Source organism: Pseudomonas sp. GNP014 (genome assembly GCF_054344005.1).
In genome coordinates, this window is the sequence record NZ_JBTGUS010000001.1 from 238,263 (window position 1) to 253,163 (window position 14,901).

The following is a 14,901-nucleotide window of genomic DNA, read 5'->3' on the forward strand; positions in this document are numbered from 1 at the left end:
CTCGTGTTAGCGGGCTATCGGCCAGTTGTACGATGACTTGAAAGGAATTGCCTTTTCGAGGGACAAAAAAAATCCCCGTATCTTTCGATACGAGGATTTTTAATATGGTCGGGGTAAGGGGATTCGAACTCCTGACATCCTGCTCCCAAAGCAGGCGCGCTACCGGACTGCGCTATACCCCGGTAAAAAAAAGGCGACCTTTCAAAGATCGCCTTCTTCGATCAGCGCTTTTGGCCTCTGATCTTAAGATTCGATCCCAGTGTTACCTGGTTTCAAAAATGGTGGGTCGTGTGGGATTCGAACCTACGACCAATTGGTTAAAAGCCAACTGCTCTACCAACTGAGCTAACGACCCAAAAATGGTCGGGGTAAGGGGATTCGAACTCCTGACATCCTGCTCCCAAAGCAGGCGCGCTACCGGACTGCGCTATACCCCGGTTTGAAATTGGCTCCGTGACCAGGACTCGAACCTGGGACCCAATGATTAACAGTCATTTGCTCTACCGACTGAGCTATCACGGAACTACATATTTCAATTTACAACTGTGAAACCTGAAGCTTCTCGACACCGTTTTCGCATCGCTGCGTTCGTGTGTCTGAGGCGCGCTATTCTACAACCTAGAACACCTCTGTCAACCCCCTAAATTGCTTTCAAGTTAATGATTTGCAACTTATTTCAGTTTTCAACCCAGAGGATTGAAACGCTGCCGGTGACTGACTGCGGGGCGCACTTTACAAGCCTTTTCCTTTGAGTTCAACAGCCTAACGAAAAAAAAGGCCCCACAATGTGGGGCCCTCCTTTTTTCCTTGGCGCTTTGGCTCAGTTGAAAACGATTTCGTCGTTCTCGACGGTGCCGGTCGCGGTTTCGCCAGGCATGAAGTGCCCCGAGAGGATCAATTGCGCCAGCGGGTTTTCGATCCAGCGCTGGATCGCCCGTTTCAAAGGACGTGCGCCGTAAACCGGGTCGTAACCGACGGCAATCAGCTTGTCCATTGCTTCCGGACTCAGTTCCAGCTTCAGCTCGCGCTCGGCCAGACGACTGCGTAGACGGCCCAGTTGGATCTCGGTAATGCCTGCGATCTGATCCCGCGCCAGAGGCTCGAAGATCACCACTTCGTCGACCCGGTTGATGAACTCCGGACGGAAGTGCGACGTCAGCGCATCCATCACCGCAGCACGCTGCGCCTCGCGATCACCGACCAGCTCCTGAATCTGCACAGAGCCCAGGTTAGAGGTCATGACGATAACCGTATTACGGAAGTCCACCGTGCGGCCATGGCTGTCGGTCAGACGACCGTCTTCGAGCACTTGCAGGAGGATGTTGAACACATCCGGGTGCGCCTTCTCGACCTCGTCCAGCAGGATCACCGAGTAAGGCTTGCGCCGTACCGCTTCGGTCAGGTAACCGCCCTCCTCGTAGCCGACGTAGCCCGGTGGTGCACCGATCAGACGAGCCACGGAATGTTTCTCCATGAACTCGGACATGTCGATCCGCACCATCGCCTCTTCAGTATCAAAGAGGAACTCGGCCAGCGCCTTGCACAGCTCGGTTTTACCGACACCGGTCGGGCCGAGGAACATGAACGAACCGCTCGGACGATTCGGGTCGGACAACCCGGCACGGGAACGCCGCACTGCGTTGGCCACCGCCACCACGGCTTCGTCCTGACCGATCACACGTTGGTGCAACAGGCTTTCCATCTTCATCAGCTTGTCGCGCTCGCCTTCGAGCATTTTCGATACCGGAATACCGGTCCACTTCGAAACGACTTCGGCGATTTCCTCTTCGGTCACCTTGCTGCGCAGCAACTGGTTTTCGCTCTTGCCGTGCTGGTCGACCATTTGCAGACTGCGCTCCAGGTCCGGGATCACCCCGTATTGCAGCTCGGCCATGCGATTGAGATCGCCTTTGCGGCGCGCGGCTTCCAGTTCCTGACGGGACTGTTCGATCTTCTGCTGAATCTGCGCAGAACCCTGCACCTCGGCTTTTTCCGAGTTCCAGATTTCTTCCAGGTCCGAGTACTCACGCTCGAGTCGGACAATTTCTTCCTGAAGTTTTTCCAGGCGCTTCATGGCCGCTTCATCGCTTTCTTTCTTCAGTGCCTGGGATTCGACCTTCAACTGAATCAGGCGCCGCTCAAGACGATCGAGCACTTCCGGCTTGGAGTCGATTTCCATGCGGATACGGCTGGCCGCTTCGTCGATCAGGTCGATGGCCTTGTCCGGCAGCTGCCGGTCAGTGATGTAGCGATGGCTGAGCTTGGCCGCCGCGATGATCGCGCCGTCGGTGATCGCGACCTTGTGGTGAACCTCATAACGCTCCTTGAGGCCACGCAGGATGGCGATGGTGTCTTCTTCACTCGGCTCGTCCACCAACACTTTCTGGAAGCGCCGCTCGAGGGCCGCATCCTTCTCTATATATTGGCGGTACTCGTTGAGCGTGGTCGCACCGACGCAGTGCAGCTCACCGCGTGCCAGCGCAGGTTTGAGCATATTGCCGGCGTCCATCGAGCCTTCGCCTTTGCCGGCGCCGACCATGGTGTGCAGTTCGTCGATAAACAGAATGATCTGCCCTTCCTGTTTCGACAGCTCGTTGAGCAGCGATTTCAGGCGTTCTTCGAACTCCCCGCGATACTTGGCGCCGGCAATCAGCGCGCCCATGTCCAGCGACAACAAACGCTTGCCCTTGAGGCCGTCCGGCACTTCGCCGTTGATGATGCGCTGGGCCAGACCCTCGGCAATCGCGGTTTTACCTACGCCAGGCTCGCCGATCAACACCGGGTTGTTCTTGGTCCGGCGTTGCAGAACCTGAATGGTGCGACGGATTTCGTCGTCACGGCCGATCACCGGGTCGAGCTTGCCCTCTTCGGCGCGCTTGGTCAGGTCGACGGTGTACTTGTCCAGCGCCTGGCGCGACTCTTCGTGGTTCGCGTCATTGACCGCTTCACCGCCACGCAGGTTGTTGATCGCGTTTTCCAGGGCTTTCTTGCTCACGCCCTGGCCGAGCAGCAACTTGCCGAGCTTGCTGTTCTCGTCCATCGCCGCGAGCAGCACCAGCTCACTGGAAATGAACTGGTCGCCCTTCTGTTGAGCCAGGCGATCAGCCTGATTGAGCAGGCGCGCCAGATCCTGCGACATGTTGACGTCGCCGGTCGGGTTCTGGATTTTCGGTAATTGGTCGAGCTCTTTGGTCAGCTCTTTGCGCAGGCTGTTGACGTCGAAGCCCACTTGCATCAGCAGCGGCTTGATCGAACCGCCCTGCTGTTCAAGCATGGCCTGCATCAAGTGCGCCGGCTCGATGGCCGGATGATCATGGCCTACGGCCAGGGATTGGGCGTCGGACAACGCCAACTGTAATTTGCTGGTTAAACGGTCTATACGCATGGGGTCACCTTCCTTTTGAGCAGGCCGGACCTAAAAACCATCCTGAATAAAGAAACCTGCCAGATAGCACTGTAGATGCGGTCGATTCTGGAAGATTCAAGCGTCAGAGAGTTGATACAGATCAGACAAGTCTAGCGGGTGAGCCAGATCAGGGAGGCGAAGCGCCCCGTGCGCGACGCACGACGGTAGGAGAAGAAGCGTGGATCGGTCACGGTACAGAAATCGCCGCCATAAACGGCAGTGACACCCCGTTCAGCCAGACGCAGCCGCGCCAGCAGGTAGATGTCGGCCATGAACTTGCCAGCATTGTGGCTCGGTACGAAGGCAGATGCCGCTTCGGGCAGTTGATTGATGAAAACTTCCCGCACTTCCGGGCCGACTTCAAACGCTTTCGGGCCGATGGCCGGACCGAGCCAGACCAGCACGTCCGCCGGAGCGGTGTCGAGTTGATCGAGAGTGGCTTCGAGCACGCCCGCCGCCAACCCGCGCCAACCGGCATGAGCCGCCGCGACACGAGTGCCGGCACGGTTGCAGAACAATGCCGGCAGGCAATCTGCGGTCATCGCCGTGCAGGCAATGCCGGGGGTCTGCGTCCAACTGGCGTCAGCCGTTGCCACCACGTCTGGATCAGCATGAGCCACGACAATTCCGTGCACTTGCTGCAACCAGGCCGGCTTTATAGAGAAGCGCTCGGTCAGACGCCGACGATTCTCGGCAACAGCCTCTGGGCGATCATCGACATGATCGCCCAGATTGAGGCTGTCGAACGGCGCCTCGCTGACACCGCCCTCGCGAGTGGTGACACAGGCCATGACGCTGGCCGGCGCAGGCCAGTCCGGCGTCAGCCAGTTCATCCGACGAATGCCTCGCGATCCTGCTTGAGCAGGGTCAGCAGCCAGACGAAGTCTTCCGGCAGCGGAGATTCCCAGCTCATGCGCTCACCGGTGGTCGGATGATCGAGCTCGAGGAAGCGCGCATGCAGCGCCTGACGCGGGAAGTGCTTGAGCGACTCGACCATGGTCGGGTTCGCCGCCGGCGGGATGCGGAAACGACCGCCGTACGCCGGGTCGCCGACCAACGGGAAGTTGATGTGCGACATATGTACGCGGATCTGGTGGGTCCGGCCGGTTTCCAGTTTTACCCGCACGTGGGTGTGGGAACGGAAACGCTCCAGCACGCGGTAGTGACTGACGGCCGGCTTGCCGCCTTCCATCACCGCCATGCGCTGACGCTGTTGGCCGTGGCGACCGATCGGTGCATTGATCTTGCCACCCGCCGTCACCACGCCGATCACGATGCACTCGTAAATGCGGCTGACGCTGCGGCTCTGCAATTGTGCAACCAGCTTTGTCTGCGCCTGAATGGTCTTGGCCACCACCATCAGACCGGTGGTGTCCTTGTCCAGACGATGCACGATACCGGCGCGCGGGACATTGATGATGTCCGGCACGTGGTGCAGCAAGGCATTGAGCAAGGTGCCATCGGCGTGACCGGCAGCCGGGTGCACCACCAGGCCCGCAGGCTTGTTGATCACCAGAATGTCGTCGTCTTCATAGACGATGTCGAGCTCGATGTCCTGGGCGATCCACTCGCCCTGGGCTTCCTGCTCGGCAGTCAGTTCAAGGATGGCACCGCCATGCACGATGTCGCGTGGGCGGATGACCGCCCCGTCCACAGTCAGGCGACCTTCTTTGATCCAGGCGGAAAGGCGCGAGCGTGAGTGCTCAGCGAAGAGTTGGGCGGCGACTTGATCGAGGCGTTGGCCGCCCAATTCGGACGGCACCTCTGCGCGAAGTTCAATTTTATCGGACATGCTCTGACTGGGCGTCGGCACAGCCTTTGGTTTCGGCTGCGCGCTTGTGGTTAAATACGGCGTCTTTTGCCCCGAGGCTTTTCAACGGGGCGCTCATCATAACAGGACGGCCCCGCCCAAGACAGCGGCCGTCATAGGGACGCAAGCCGCCATGCAAGTGAAACACCTGCTGCTGATCGCCATCCTCGCATTGACCGCTGCTTGCTCATCGAAGGAAGTCGTCGACGAAAACCTGAGCGAAGCCGAGCTGTATCAGCAGGCTCAGACCGACCTGGACAATAATAGCTACACCAGCGCCACAGCCAAGCTGAAGGCTCTGGAGTCGCGCTATCCGTTCGGTCGCTACGCCGACCAGGCACAGCTTGAACTGATCTATGCCAACTATAAAAACTCCGAGCCGGAAGCTGCCAAGTCCGCCGCCGAGCGTTTTATCCGTTTGCACCCCCAGCACCCGAACGTGGACTACGCCTACTACCTCAAGGGCCTGACCTCGTTCGACCAGGACGTCGGCCTGCTGGCGCGCTTCCTGCCGCTGGACATGACCAAGCGTGACCCGGGCGCCGCTCGCGACTCGTACAACGAGTTCGCCCAGTTGACCAGCCGCTACCCGAACAGCCGCTACGCGCCGGACGCCAAGCAGCGCATGATCTACCTGCGCAACCTGCTGGCTGCCTACGAAATCCACGTGGCTGACTACTACCTGACTCGTCAGGCTTATGTAGCCGCTGCCAACCGTGGCCGTTACGTGGTGGAAAACTTCCAGGAAACCCCATCGGTCGGCGACGGCCTGGCAGTGATGACTGAGGCCTATCAGCGTCTGCACCTGGACGACCTGGCCGCTAGCAGCCTGGAAACCCTGAAGCTCAACTACCCGAACCACCCGAGCCTGCAGGATGGTCAGTTCGTGCCATCGGTGGCCGAAGCCGACAACCGTTCGTTCCTGAGCAAGGCCACTCTGGGTCTGATCGAGTCGCGTCCACCGCTGCCGCCGGGCGAAACCCGCGCCAACCAGGACGTGCAGAAGCAGTTCCAGGACGCGAAAGACGCGATCCCGAACGAGCTCAAGCCGAAAGACGAAAACGGCGACGTGATCGAAGAGCCAGCGCCGGAATCCAGCAGTTCCGACCGTTCGTGGTTCAGCTACATGACGTTCGGCCTGTTCGACTGAATACAGCCGATGCACAGAAAAAGGGAGATCTTCGGATCTCCCTTTTTCATGGCCGCGCTTGAATAGACTGTGCGCGTCTCGGGTCCTTGGCTAAACTGCCGGATCATCAGTCGAAAAGCCGCTCATCATGCTTCGTTTATTGTTCTGGATTGCCGTGATTTTCGCCGCGTTCTGGTTGTGGCGTAAGTTCAAGGCACCCGCCGCGTCCAATCCATCCCGTCGCGATCCTCGCGAACAAGACGCCGCACCGATGGTGCGCTGCGCCCATTGCGGCGTTCACCTGCCGCGCGACCGTGCGCTGAGCCTTCAACAACAGTGGTATTGCAGCCAGGCTCACCTCGAGCAAGGCCCGGGCTCCAGTGATCGCTGAGGCCGCCAGCGCCCACAGCAAACAGGCGCAGCGCCTGCTGCGCCTCTACCATCTCTACCGTTTAAGCGTCGGCATCACCCTGGTGCTGTTGATCTCCAGCAACATGGACAACCGCCTGCTGACCTCGGCCAACGACGATCTGCTGCGCGGCGGCAGCTGGCTGTATCTGGTGCTCAACATTCTGTTGGTGGTGTTCTTTGAAAACACCCGGCGCCCGACTCAGCTGTTCACGCTGGCGCTGGTCGACGTGCTGTTGTTGTGCGCTTTGTTCTACGCGGCCGGCGGCGTGGTCAGTGCCCTGGGCAATCTGCTGATCGTTTCGATCGCGATCAGTAATACCTTGCTGCGGCGGCGTATCGGCCTGCTGATCGCCGCCATTGGCGCGCTCGGCATTGTCGGCCTGAGTTTCCTGCTCAGCTTCAGCCATCCCCTGAGCGCCAATGAATACCTGCAGGCCGGCACCCTCGGTGCGCTGTGTTTCGCCGCCTCACTGCTGGTGCAAGGATTGATCAGGCGTCTGGAGGTCAGTGAAACCCTGGCCGAACGCCGCGCCAGCGAAGTGGTCGGTCTCGAAGCGCTCAATGCGCTGATCCTGCAACGCATGCGCACCGGCATTCTGGTGCTCGACGGAGCGCGCCGGGTGCAACTGGCCAACCACAGCGCGCAGATCCTGCTCGCGCAATCCCATCTTCAAGGGCATCTGATCGACGACTATTCGCCGGCACTGGTCGATCGCCTGCAATTGTGGATGAACAACCCGACCCTGCGCCCGCAAAGCCTGAAAATCCCCGGCAACGGCCTCGAACTGCAAGCCAGCTTCATCGCCCTGGACCAGAGCCCGAACCCACAGACCCTGGTGTTTCTCGAAGACCTCGCGCAAATCGCCCAGCAGGCCCAGCAACTGAAACTGGCCGCCCTCGGCCGCCTGACCGCCGGCATCTCCCACGAAATCCGCAATCCGCTGGGCGCCATCAGTCATGCCGCGCAGCTATTGGGGGAATCCGAGGAACTCGATGGTGCAGATCGCCGTCTGACGCAGATTATTCAAGACCACTCCCAGCGCATGAACCGAGTCATCGAAAACGTCCTGCAACTGTCCCGCCGCCAGCAGAGTGCACCGCAACGCCTGGATCTCAAGCCGTGGCTGGAAAACTTCGTTGCCGAAAGCCGCGAGCAGGCCACTGAGCGTCAGCAGATTCACTTACGGATCAATTCGGGGGACTTCACCACCCTGATGGACCCCAACCAGCTCACGCAAATTCTCGACAATCTGTTGCGCAACGGCTGGCGCCACAGCGCCCTGCTGCACGAACAGGCCGAGGTCTGGCTGGCCCTGTTCGTCGACCCCGACAGCCAGCTGGCGGTGCTCGAAGTACGGGACAACGGCCCCGGCGTCGCGCTCGATCAACAGGCACATCTGTTCGAACCGTTCTTCACCACCAGTAGCCAGGGCACCGGCCTTGGACTTTATCTATCCCGTGAGCTGTGCGAAAGCAATCAAGCGCGCCTAGACTTCCAGTCACGCCAAGACGGCGGCTGCTTTCGCATCACCTTTGCTCACGGACGGAAACAAAGTTGAACACGAGCCCACGGCAAAAAATCCTCATCGTCGACGACGAGCCGGATATCCGCGAACTCCTGGAAATCACCCTGGGACGGATGAAACTCGACACCTTCAGCGCGCGTAATCTCGGCGAAGCCCAGGCCCTGTTGCAGCGCCAGCCCTTCGACCTGTGCCTGACCGACATGCGCCTGCCCGATGGCACCGGCCTGGATCTGGTACAACACATTCAGCAACGTTATCCACAGCTGCCGGTGGCGATGATCACCGCGTATGGCAGCCTCGAAACCGCAATCAACGCGCTGAAGGCCGGGGCTTTTGACTTTCTGACCAAACCGGTGGACCTCACCCGCCTGCGTGAACTGGTCGGCACCGCCTTGCGCATGCCGGTGGCCGGTGGCGTGTGCACCTCGATTGACCGGCGCTTGCTCGGCGACTCGTCGCCCATGCGCAATCTGCGCAAACAGATCGACAAACTCGCCCGCAGCCAGGCGCCGGTGTACATCAGCGGCGAGTCCGGCAGCGGCAAGGAACTGGTGGCGCGGCTGATCCACGAACAAGGCCCGCGCGCCAGCCAGCCCTTCGTGCCGGTGAACTGCGGGGCCATTCCTTCGGAATTGATGGAGAGTGAATTCTTCGGTCACCGCAAAGGCAGTTTTACCGGTGCGGTCGAGGACAAGCCCGGACTGTTCCAGGCAGCTCACGGCGGCACATTGTTTCTCGATGAAGTGGCGGACCTGCCGCTGTCCATGCAAGTGAAACTGCTGCGGGCGATTCAGGAAAAAGCCGTGCGCAGCGTCGGTGGCCAACAGGAAACCGTGGTCGATGTGCGTATTCTGTGCGCCACCCACAAGGATCTGGACGCCGAAGTGGCTGCCGAACGCTTTCGTCAGGATCTGTATTACCGGCTTAACGTCATCGAATTGCGCGTACCGTCCTTGCGCGAACGACGCGATGACATTGAAGTGCTGGCGGCGCACGTGCTCAAGCGCCTGGCCAAGGATACCGGCCAACCGCCGGCGCGCCTGCACCCGCAAGCGCTGGAAACCCTGAAGAACTACCGCTTTCCAGGGAATGTGCGCGAGCTGGAAAACGTCCTCGAACGGGCGCACACCTTGTGTGAAAACCGGACGATCGAAGCTGAGGACTTGCGCCTGAGCGAGGGTAACTGCGCGGCGGGTGGCGCAATTGCCGACCTGACGCAAATCGACAACCTGGAAGATTATCTAGAGAACGTCGAACGCAAGTTGATCCTGCAGGCGCTGGAGGAGACGCGCTGGAATCGCACGGCAGCGGCGCAGCGCTTGAGCCTGTCGTTTCGGTCGATGCGTTACAGGTTGAAAAAACTCGGCCTGGATTGAGGCCACCTTCGCGAGCAAGCCCGCGCCCACATTGGATTTGTGACCGACACGATCAACTGTGGGTGCGGGCTTGCTGGCGAAAACGGTCTGCCAGGCCGTGGAAAAATATCTGACTAAATGCGGCCTTCAGGCGCATATGGTGCCGGATCAATGATCGGTGCCCGCCCCAGCATCACATCGGCAAACAACTGACACGACGCCGGCGCCAGCACCAACCCGTTACGGTAATGCCCGCAGTTCAACCACAAACCCGCGAACCCCGGCACCCGGCCGATGTACGGAATCCCTTCCGGCGAGCCAGGACGCAACCCGGCCCAATGCCCCACCACCTCGGCATCCGCCAACGCGGGAATCAACTCGACCGCCGACGCCTTGAGGCTTTCCAGCGCCACATCGGTCGGCGTCTTGTCGTAGCCTTCGTGCTCCAGCGTACTGCCAATCAGGATGTGCCCGTCACGACGCGGAATCGCATAGCGTCCCTTGGCCAGAACCATGCTCGGCAGGAAGTCGGCCGCGCATTTGTACAGAATCATCTGGCCTTTGACCGGCTCGACCGGCAGCGACAGGTTCAGCGTCTTGAGCAGATCGCCGCTCCAGGCGCCGGCCGTCAGCACGATCTGATCGCCCTCGATCACGCCAGTTGAAGTCTGCACGCCCACCACCCGCTCGCCCTGACGCACAAACCCGCTGACTTCGCATTGCTCGTGAAGGGTCACGTTCGGCAGCGCCTGCAACGCCGCTTTCAGCGACTTGACCAGACGCGGGTTTCTGACGTTGGCGACATCGGCCATGTAGATCGCCCGCGAAAATCCACCGCCCAGCACCGGTACCGCATCGTGTGCTGCCGAGATATCCACAGACCGCAACGGACGGTTCTCCCGTGCGGCCCAGGCCAGTGCCTCGGCTTCGTCATCCAGATCCAGCCAGTACAGGCCGGTGGTGTGCACTTCGGGATCAACGCCGGTATCGGCAAACAGGCGCTCGCCCAGCTGTGGATAAAAATCCTGCGACCAGTGCGCCAGCGCGGTGACGGCCGGGCTATAGCGCCACGGGTACAGCGGAGACACGATGCCGCCACCGGCCCAGGACGATTCCTGGCCGAGGTCCGAACGATCCAGCAGCACCACGCTGCGCACTTCGGAGGCGAGGTTGTAGGCGGTCAGCAGGCCAATCACCCCGCCACCGACAATCACCACTTGCTGTTGCCTGGTCATGTTTGATCCAACCGTGAAAAAGACAGTGGGCGCAAAAGGCGCCCTTGAGAAAGTACCTCAGCGGCCCCAGCAATCCTTGGTGGTCAGCCCGGTGGTAGCGTTATTCATGCTTCTGACGCCGGTGTTGGTCAGGGTGAAATCCCCGCACTTGTCGGTCGCCATGGTAGTGCCGGCCTTGCGGGTGGCGGTCAGCAGAAAGGTCTGGTCGGCGATCGTCGGGGTGAGCGTGTAAAAGTCATTGCCCGCGCTCAGACCGGTAATGCCGGTGTAGACGTTGTTTTTGGTATAGAAACGCTCGAGGATCTGCGCCTGTTCCGAGAGCAGCGAGACCACCTCGGCGCGCCGTCCCTTTTTCAGGTATTCGGTGTAGCTCGGTGCGGCGATGGTGATGATGATCCCGATGATCGCAATCACGATCATGATTTCGATCAGGGTGAAGCCCCGGTTGACTCTGCGCATGCCTCAAACTCTCACTTACTGTATTTGTCGCCACATGATACGACGGCTGCCGCCGCCGGATTTTTCCACCAGTGTGGTGACGGTGCCACTGGAATCGTTGACGATCTTGCGGGTCGCGCCATTGATGATGGCGTTCAGGGTCGGAATGCCACCAGTGAACACCACACCACTGGAAATCGTGTCGTTGCTGTCGACCACGCCGTCGGCGTTGGTGTCGAGCACCGCGTAGTTGAGCATCTTACCGCTGAACGCATCGAGTTCGACCAGTTTGCCGCTGCCGAAACTGGCACACGGGTCAGTGGTGTCGACACTGGCCGTGGTAAACACGATGCGCCCGAGTACCAGGCTGGCCTGATTGATCACTCGCTCACCGGTCAGCACGCTGTTGTACACCAAGGGCAGATACCAGCCCTTCTCCCCAGGATATGTCGTGTCGTTCTGGCTGGTGGTGATGAACTGCCCGGTGCTGCCGGAAAACACCCCGGTGACCGCCTGCGCCTGCAAACTGCTGACCGTCAGTTGCCCGGCACCACCGTCGGCATCCCACACCGAATAGAACGCCTGCAAATCCTTGTTGGTCTTGTCGGCGGTCTCGTTGAATTTGCCGGTGCCGAAAAAAACCTGCTTGCCGCCCAGCGAGTTGTCCGCCAGCAGCGGCTGCGCCGTGATCGGCTGGGTCGGCCCGCCCGCCGTGGTGAACAACGGCTTGCCGGAAAACGCCAAGCCCCAGCTGTTGGTCGAGGTCGCGCTGAGGTCGAATTTCCACAGACGCCCTTTCAAGTCGCCGCCGTAGGCTGCCTGCACCACGTTTGACGAATTGACCTTGAGCTTCACCGACGACAGACCATTGGTGGTTTCGCTGCTGTCGATCACGATCTTCTTGATCAACGAACCGTCACGCACATCCAGCACATACAACGCCGCCACCCCGGAGTTGCTGCCGTAACCATTGGCAATGAACGCTGCCCAGCGACCATCGGCCAAGCGTGCCACTTCCGGCCGCGCGTAGGCATAACCCAGATCATTAAAAGCGTTGGCGGTGTTTGCCGTGGCGGGAGCACTGACTTCCCACAGGGCATTGAGCACATTGCCCGCCGCAGCGTCGAACAGCTGCAAGGCATAGAAAGTCTTGCCACCAGCGCCGGTGCCGCCAATCGCCAGGGTTTTCCAGGCACTGTTGAGTTGCGCGTCATACACGCCGACCTGCCCGTCCACCAGAAACTTGTGGCTGACGCCGTTGACGTACGCCGGGTCGGCAATCAGCCGCAGCGACGGCAGTACGCTGGACGGCATGTAGGCATAGCGCCGGGTGCCGTTGGCGGCGTTGATGACGTTGACAAAACCATCGTTGGCATTCACCACCAGGCTGGGGTTCATGTTCGCCGCCTTGGTGGTCAGGTAAGTGCTGTAGGTGCTGTCGCCCGACAGGTCGGAGGCGGTTTTGTCGCTGGGTGAAGCCAGCACCAGCGGCGAGTTGATGATGTCGCCGAGCAATACGCTGCGCACCTTCAGCCCGGTCTTGTTGGTGCCCTTGCTCCATTCCACCAGATCGCTGCCGCTGATGCCGCTGGGCAGGCCCTGACCGAGCGTGGTCTGCTGGGTCGCAGAAAAGTTGCCGTACGCCAGGGTAACGGCGGCGTTGCTGGTGGTGTTCCACGATTGATAGGTCGGTGCGGTTGCGCCCGGAACGATGGTGGTGTCGGTGGTCCACAAGGCCGCGGAGGTATTCACCGCGCCGGCCGAGGTGAAGCCGAAAGATTTGATCGTCCCGCGCCAGTCCCTGGGATCGTAGCTGGTCTGGAAATAACTGGTGCCACTGGCCAGCGTGGTGCCGCTGGTGACGCCGCTGCCACCGGAGCCGGCCTTGGAGGTGATGTCACTCAACGCCGAGGACAGTGCGCTGTTGAGGCCAGTGCCGTCGGTCGCCTGGTAATACTTGCCCTGCCCATAGCTGGCCGCATCCAGGAGCATGTCGTTGTCGGCGGTAAAACCCACGGTGTAGGTGTTCATGTTCTGCTTGGGAAAATCCACGGCGTTCCAGCTCTTGCCGGCGGCGTCAGTCCCCGATGAACGCATGTCGATGTCGAAGGCGAATTTGGCGATGTCATCCAGATACAGCGTGTCACCTTCGTCGTCGCCATTGCGGTTGACGCCGTCATTGTTGACGCCGTCCCAGTTCGGCAGACGACTGCCGCCCAGCGGGTCATTGCTGGGAAACGTGCGGTCGAAGGTCGGCAGACCATCGGTGATGACCACGCCGTAGTTTTTCTGGCAGCGGTACTGGATCGGACTGGTGTAGGTGGTCGGCGTGCTGTTGTAGTACGGCGCCATGCCGCGCATGTAGCGGGTGATTTCGTAATAGGTTTCCGCCAGCGGCGTGTTGGCCACGGCACTCAAGCCGTTGATCGACGAAATCAGCGCGTTGTAGTTGGCGTCGGCCTGGGCCTGAGTCACGCTGCCGGAGACCGGCGACAGGTCACTGATGGATCGAGCGATGTAACCACCATTGCCGGAGTTGTTGTTGGTGACCGGATTGAAGGTCGACAGTCCCATGCGCAAGGTTCGGTTGCTGGCAACCAGCGCGGAGGACACATTGCGTGCCACGTTGATCCGGTAGTCGTTGGGAATCGCTCCGGTGGTGAAGTCGCGCGTGCCGTTGCTGATCGCCAGCCCGACCACGTAGGAAATGTAATCCCCCGTGTAGCGGGTGTTGCCGCCGCCCACCGGATCAGGCAGTTTCAGACACAGCGGCGCCACGCTGTTGTTGTAGAAGGCAAAGGCCCCGCCGGAACAACCGGAGGTCGGCAGGTTCGAGAGAAACACCGGATCGCCGGTGATGGCCGTGGAGCTCAGGCACACCCCGAGGAACACGTTGCACTGTCTGGCGGGCGTGCGATCAATCGTCGGATCAAAACCTGCCGCATAAATGATGCTGTTCATGCTCCCGGAATCGTCGATCAGCAGCATCACATTGGGCGGCACCGCTGCCGCACTCAAGAGTGGAGAATCGGACGGGGTGAACGCATAGGCCGGCGCAGCCAGATACAAGCCCGCCAGCATGCCCGCCAACAGTCTCCAGCAGCGCTCAATACTTCGCATAGACACTCTCCACCACACTGCGCGAAGTGCCGGCGATACCGACCGCGGTCACTCGATACAGTGTCGCCGACGTATTACTCGGCACGTTCACTGCCGTCAGGGTGGTGCCGATGTTCTGCACGCCATAGAAGCCATTGCCGGCAGCGATCCACGTCACCCCCGAGGTCGAATTGAGCCCCGCCGCACTGACCACCGATGACTCTGCCGGCGGCGCACATTGCGCAGTACTGGCACACACGGCCAGCGAATAACTGTCGAGTTGCACCGCACTCTCGCCGATGCGCAACGCCGCCTCGGCAGTCTGGAACGACTGATTGCGCAGGCTGACACTGCCGGCCATTTTTTCCTGCAGGTTGGCACTTTGCATTGATGACAGCCCCACCAGGGTCAGCAATAACAGGAATACCAGGCTGACCAGCAGCACCATGCCGCGCTGGGTGCGTCGCTGATGCAAAGAAATCCTCATTGGCC

11 protein-coding genes and 4 tRNA genes are annotated in these 14,901 nt (G+C 60.3%); 4 read left to right on the forward strand and 11 right to left on the reverse strand.

Annotation, left to right across the window (positions count from 1 at the left end; all coding sequences use genetic code 11):
- Positions 1-105: 105 nt before the first annotated feature.
- The 7 genes from ACXX9E_RS01135 to rluD form a co-directional block, all read right to left on the reverse strand.
- Positions 106-182: transfer RNA gene (locus ACXX9E_RS01135), tRNA-Pro, on the reverse strand.
- Between the two features lie 97 nt (positions 183-279).
- Positions 280-355, reverse strand: a tRNA-Lys gene (locus tag ACXX9E_RS01140).
- Between the two features lie 5 nt (positions 356-360).
- Positions 361-437 (reverse strand) — tRNA-Pro (locus ACXX9E_RS01145).
- A 9-nt stretch (positions 438-446) separates the two neighbouring features.
- Positions 447-522: transfer RNA gene (locus tag ACXX9E_RS01150), tRNA-Asn, on the reverse strand.
- 298 nt (positions 523-820) lie between these two features.
- Complete coding sequence (gene clpB / locus ACXX9E_RS01155) at positions 821-3,385, reverse strand: ATP-dependent chaperone ClpB (protein ID WP_123464050.1); 2,565 nt, start codon at positions 3,383-3,385, stop codon at positions 821-823.
- A 131-nt stretch (positions 3,386-3,516) separates the two neighbouring features.
- Complete coding sequence (gene pgeF, locus ACXX9E_RS01160; RefSeq protein ID WP_123464048.1) at positions 3,517-4,239, reverse strand: peptidoglycan editing factor PgeF; 723 nt, start codon at positions 4,237-4,239, stop codon at positions 3,517-3,519.
- Positions 4,236-5,198, reverse strand: a complete 963-nt coding sequence (gene rluD, locus ACXX9E_RS01165) for a 23S rRNA pseudouridine(1911/1915/1917) synthase RluD (RefSeq protein ID WP_123464046.1) — start codon at positions 5,196-5,198, stop codon at positions 4,236-4,238. Before rluD ends, pgeF begins: the two co-directional genes overlap by 4 nt.
- Before the next feature lie 151 nt (positions 5,199-5,349).
- Between rluD and ACXX9E_RS01170 the strand changes: the two genes are divergently transcribed.
- The 4 genes from ACXX9E_RS01170 (at position 5,350) to ACXX9E_RS01185 (ending at position 9,658) form a co-directional block, all read left to right on the forward strand.
- Positions 5,350-6,366, forward strand: coding sequence for an outer membrane protein assembly factor BamD (locus tag ACXX9E_RS01170; protein WP_128616133.1), 1,017 nt, complete (start codon positions 5,350-5,352; stop codon positions 6,364-6,366).
- Between the two features lie 127 nt (positions 6,367-6,493).
- Complete coding sequence (locus ACXX9E_RS01175) at positions 6,494-6,736, forward strand: PP0621 family protein (RefSeq protein ID WP_128616134.1); 243 nt, start codon at positions 6,494-6,496, stop codon at positions 6,734-6,736.
- Positions 6,726-8,315 carry a sensor histidine kinase gene (locus ACXX9E_RS01180; protein WP_222834276.1) on the forward strand — a complete coding sequence of 530 codons (1,590 nt, stop codon included), beginning with the start codon at positions 6,726-6,728 and terminating at the stop codon, positions 8,313-8,315. The genes ACXX9E_RS01175 and ACXX9E_RS01180 overlap by 11 nt, the downstream gene beginning before the upstream one ends.
- Positions 8,312-9,658: a sigma-54-dependent transcriptional regulator gene (locus ACXX9E_RS01185; protein WP_422495466.1), complete on the forward strand. Its 1,347-nt coding sequence runs from the start codon at positions 8,312-8,314 to the stop codon at positions 9,656-9,658. The genes ACXX9E_RS01180 and ACXX9E_RS01185 overlap by 4 nt, the downstream gene beginning before the upstream one ends.
- Positions 9,659-9,771: 113 nt before the next feature.
- Here ACXX9E_RS01185 and thiO read toward each other — a convergent pair whose 3' ends face one another.
- Genes thiO through ACXX9E_RS01205 form a run of 4 tightly spaced genes read right to left on the reverse strand, consistent with a single transcriptional unit; the run spans position 9,772 to position 14,896 of the window.
- Positions 9,772-10,872 (reverse strand): glycine oxidase ThiO, encoded by a 1,101-nt coding sequence (gene thiO / locus ACXX9E_RS01190; RefSeq protein WP_458554937.1) that lies wholly within the window; start codon positions 10,870-10,872, stop codon positions 9,772-9,774.
- A gap of 57 nt (positions 10,873-10,929) precedes the next feature.
- On the reverse strand, positions 10,930-11,331 hold the full coding sequence (locus ACXX9E_RS01195; RefSeq protein ID WP_222834274.1) for a type IV pilin protein: 402 nt from the start codon (positions 11,329-11,331) through the stop codon (positions 10,930-10,932).
- Between the two features lie 15 nt (positions 11,332-11,346).
- Complete coding sequence (locus ACXX9E_RS01200; RefSeq protein WP_422495468.1) at positions 11,347-14,430, reverse strand: pilus assembly protein; 3,084 nt, start codon at positions 14,428-14,430, stop codon at positions 11,347-11,349.
- On the reverse strand, positions 14,417-14,896 hold the full coding sequence (locus ACXX9E_RS01205; RefSeq protein WP_123464031.1) for a pilus assembly PilX family protein: 480 nt from the start codon (positions 14,894-14,896) through the stop codon (positions 14,417-14,419). The genes ACXX9E_RS01200 and ACXX9E_RS01205 overlap by 14 nt, the downstream gene beginning before the upstream one ends.
- Positions 14,897-14,901: the final 5 nt, after the last annotated feature.

Coding starts and splice junctions, on each gene's coding strand:
- clpB (WP_123464050.1), bottom strand. CDS start 3,385: ATGCGTATAGACCGTTTAACCAGCAAATTACAGTTGGCGTTGTCCGAC.
- pgeF (WP_123464048.1), bottom strand. CDS start 4,239: ATGAACTGGCTGACGCCGGACTGGCCTGCGCCGGCCAGCGTCATGGCC.
- rluD (WP_123464046.1), bottom strand. CDS start 5,198: ATGTCCGATAAAATTGAACTTCGCGCAGAGGTGCCGTCCGAATTGGGC.
- ACXX9E_RS01170 (WP_128616133.1), top strand. CDS start 5,350: ATGCAAGTGAAACACCTGCTGCTGATCGCCATCCTCGCATTGACCGCT.
- ACXX9E_RS01175 (WP_128616134.1), top strand. CDS start 6,494: ATGCTTCGTTTATTGTTCTGGATTGCCGTGATTTTCGCCGCGTTCTGG.
- thiO (WP_458554937.1), bottom strand. CDS start 10,872: ATGACCAGGCAACAGCAAGTGGTGATTGTCGGTGGCGGGGTGATTGGC.
- ACXX9E_RS01195 (WP_222834274.1), bottom strand. CDS start 11,331: ATGCGCAGAGTCAACCGGGGCTTCACCCTGATCGAAATCATGATCGTG.
- ACXX9E_RS01200 (WP_422495468.1), bottom strand. CDS start 14,430: ATGCGAAGTATTGAGCGCTGCTGGAGACTGTTGGCGGGCATGCTGGCG.
- ACXX9E_RS01205 (WP_123464031.1), bottom strand. CDS start 14,896: ATGAGGATTTCTTTGCATCAGCGACGCACCCAGCGCGGCATGGTGCTG.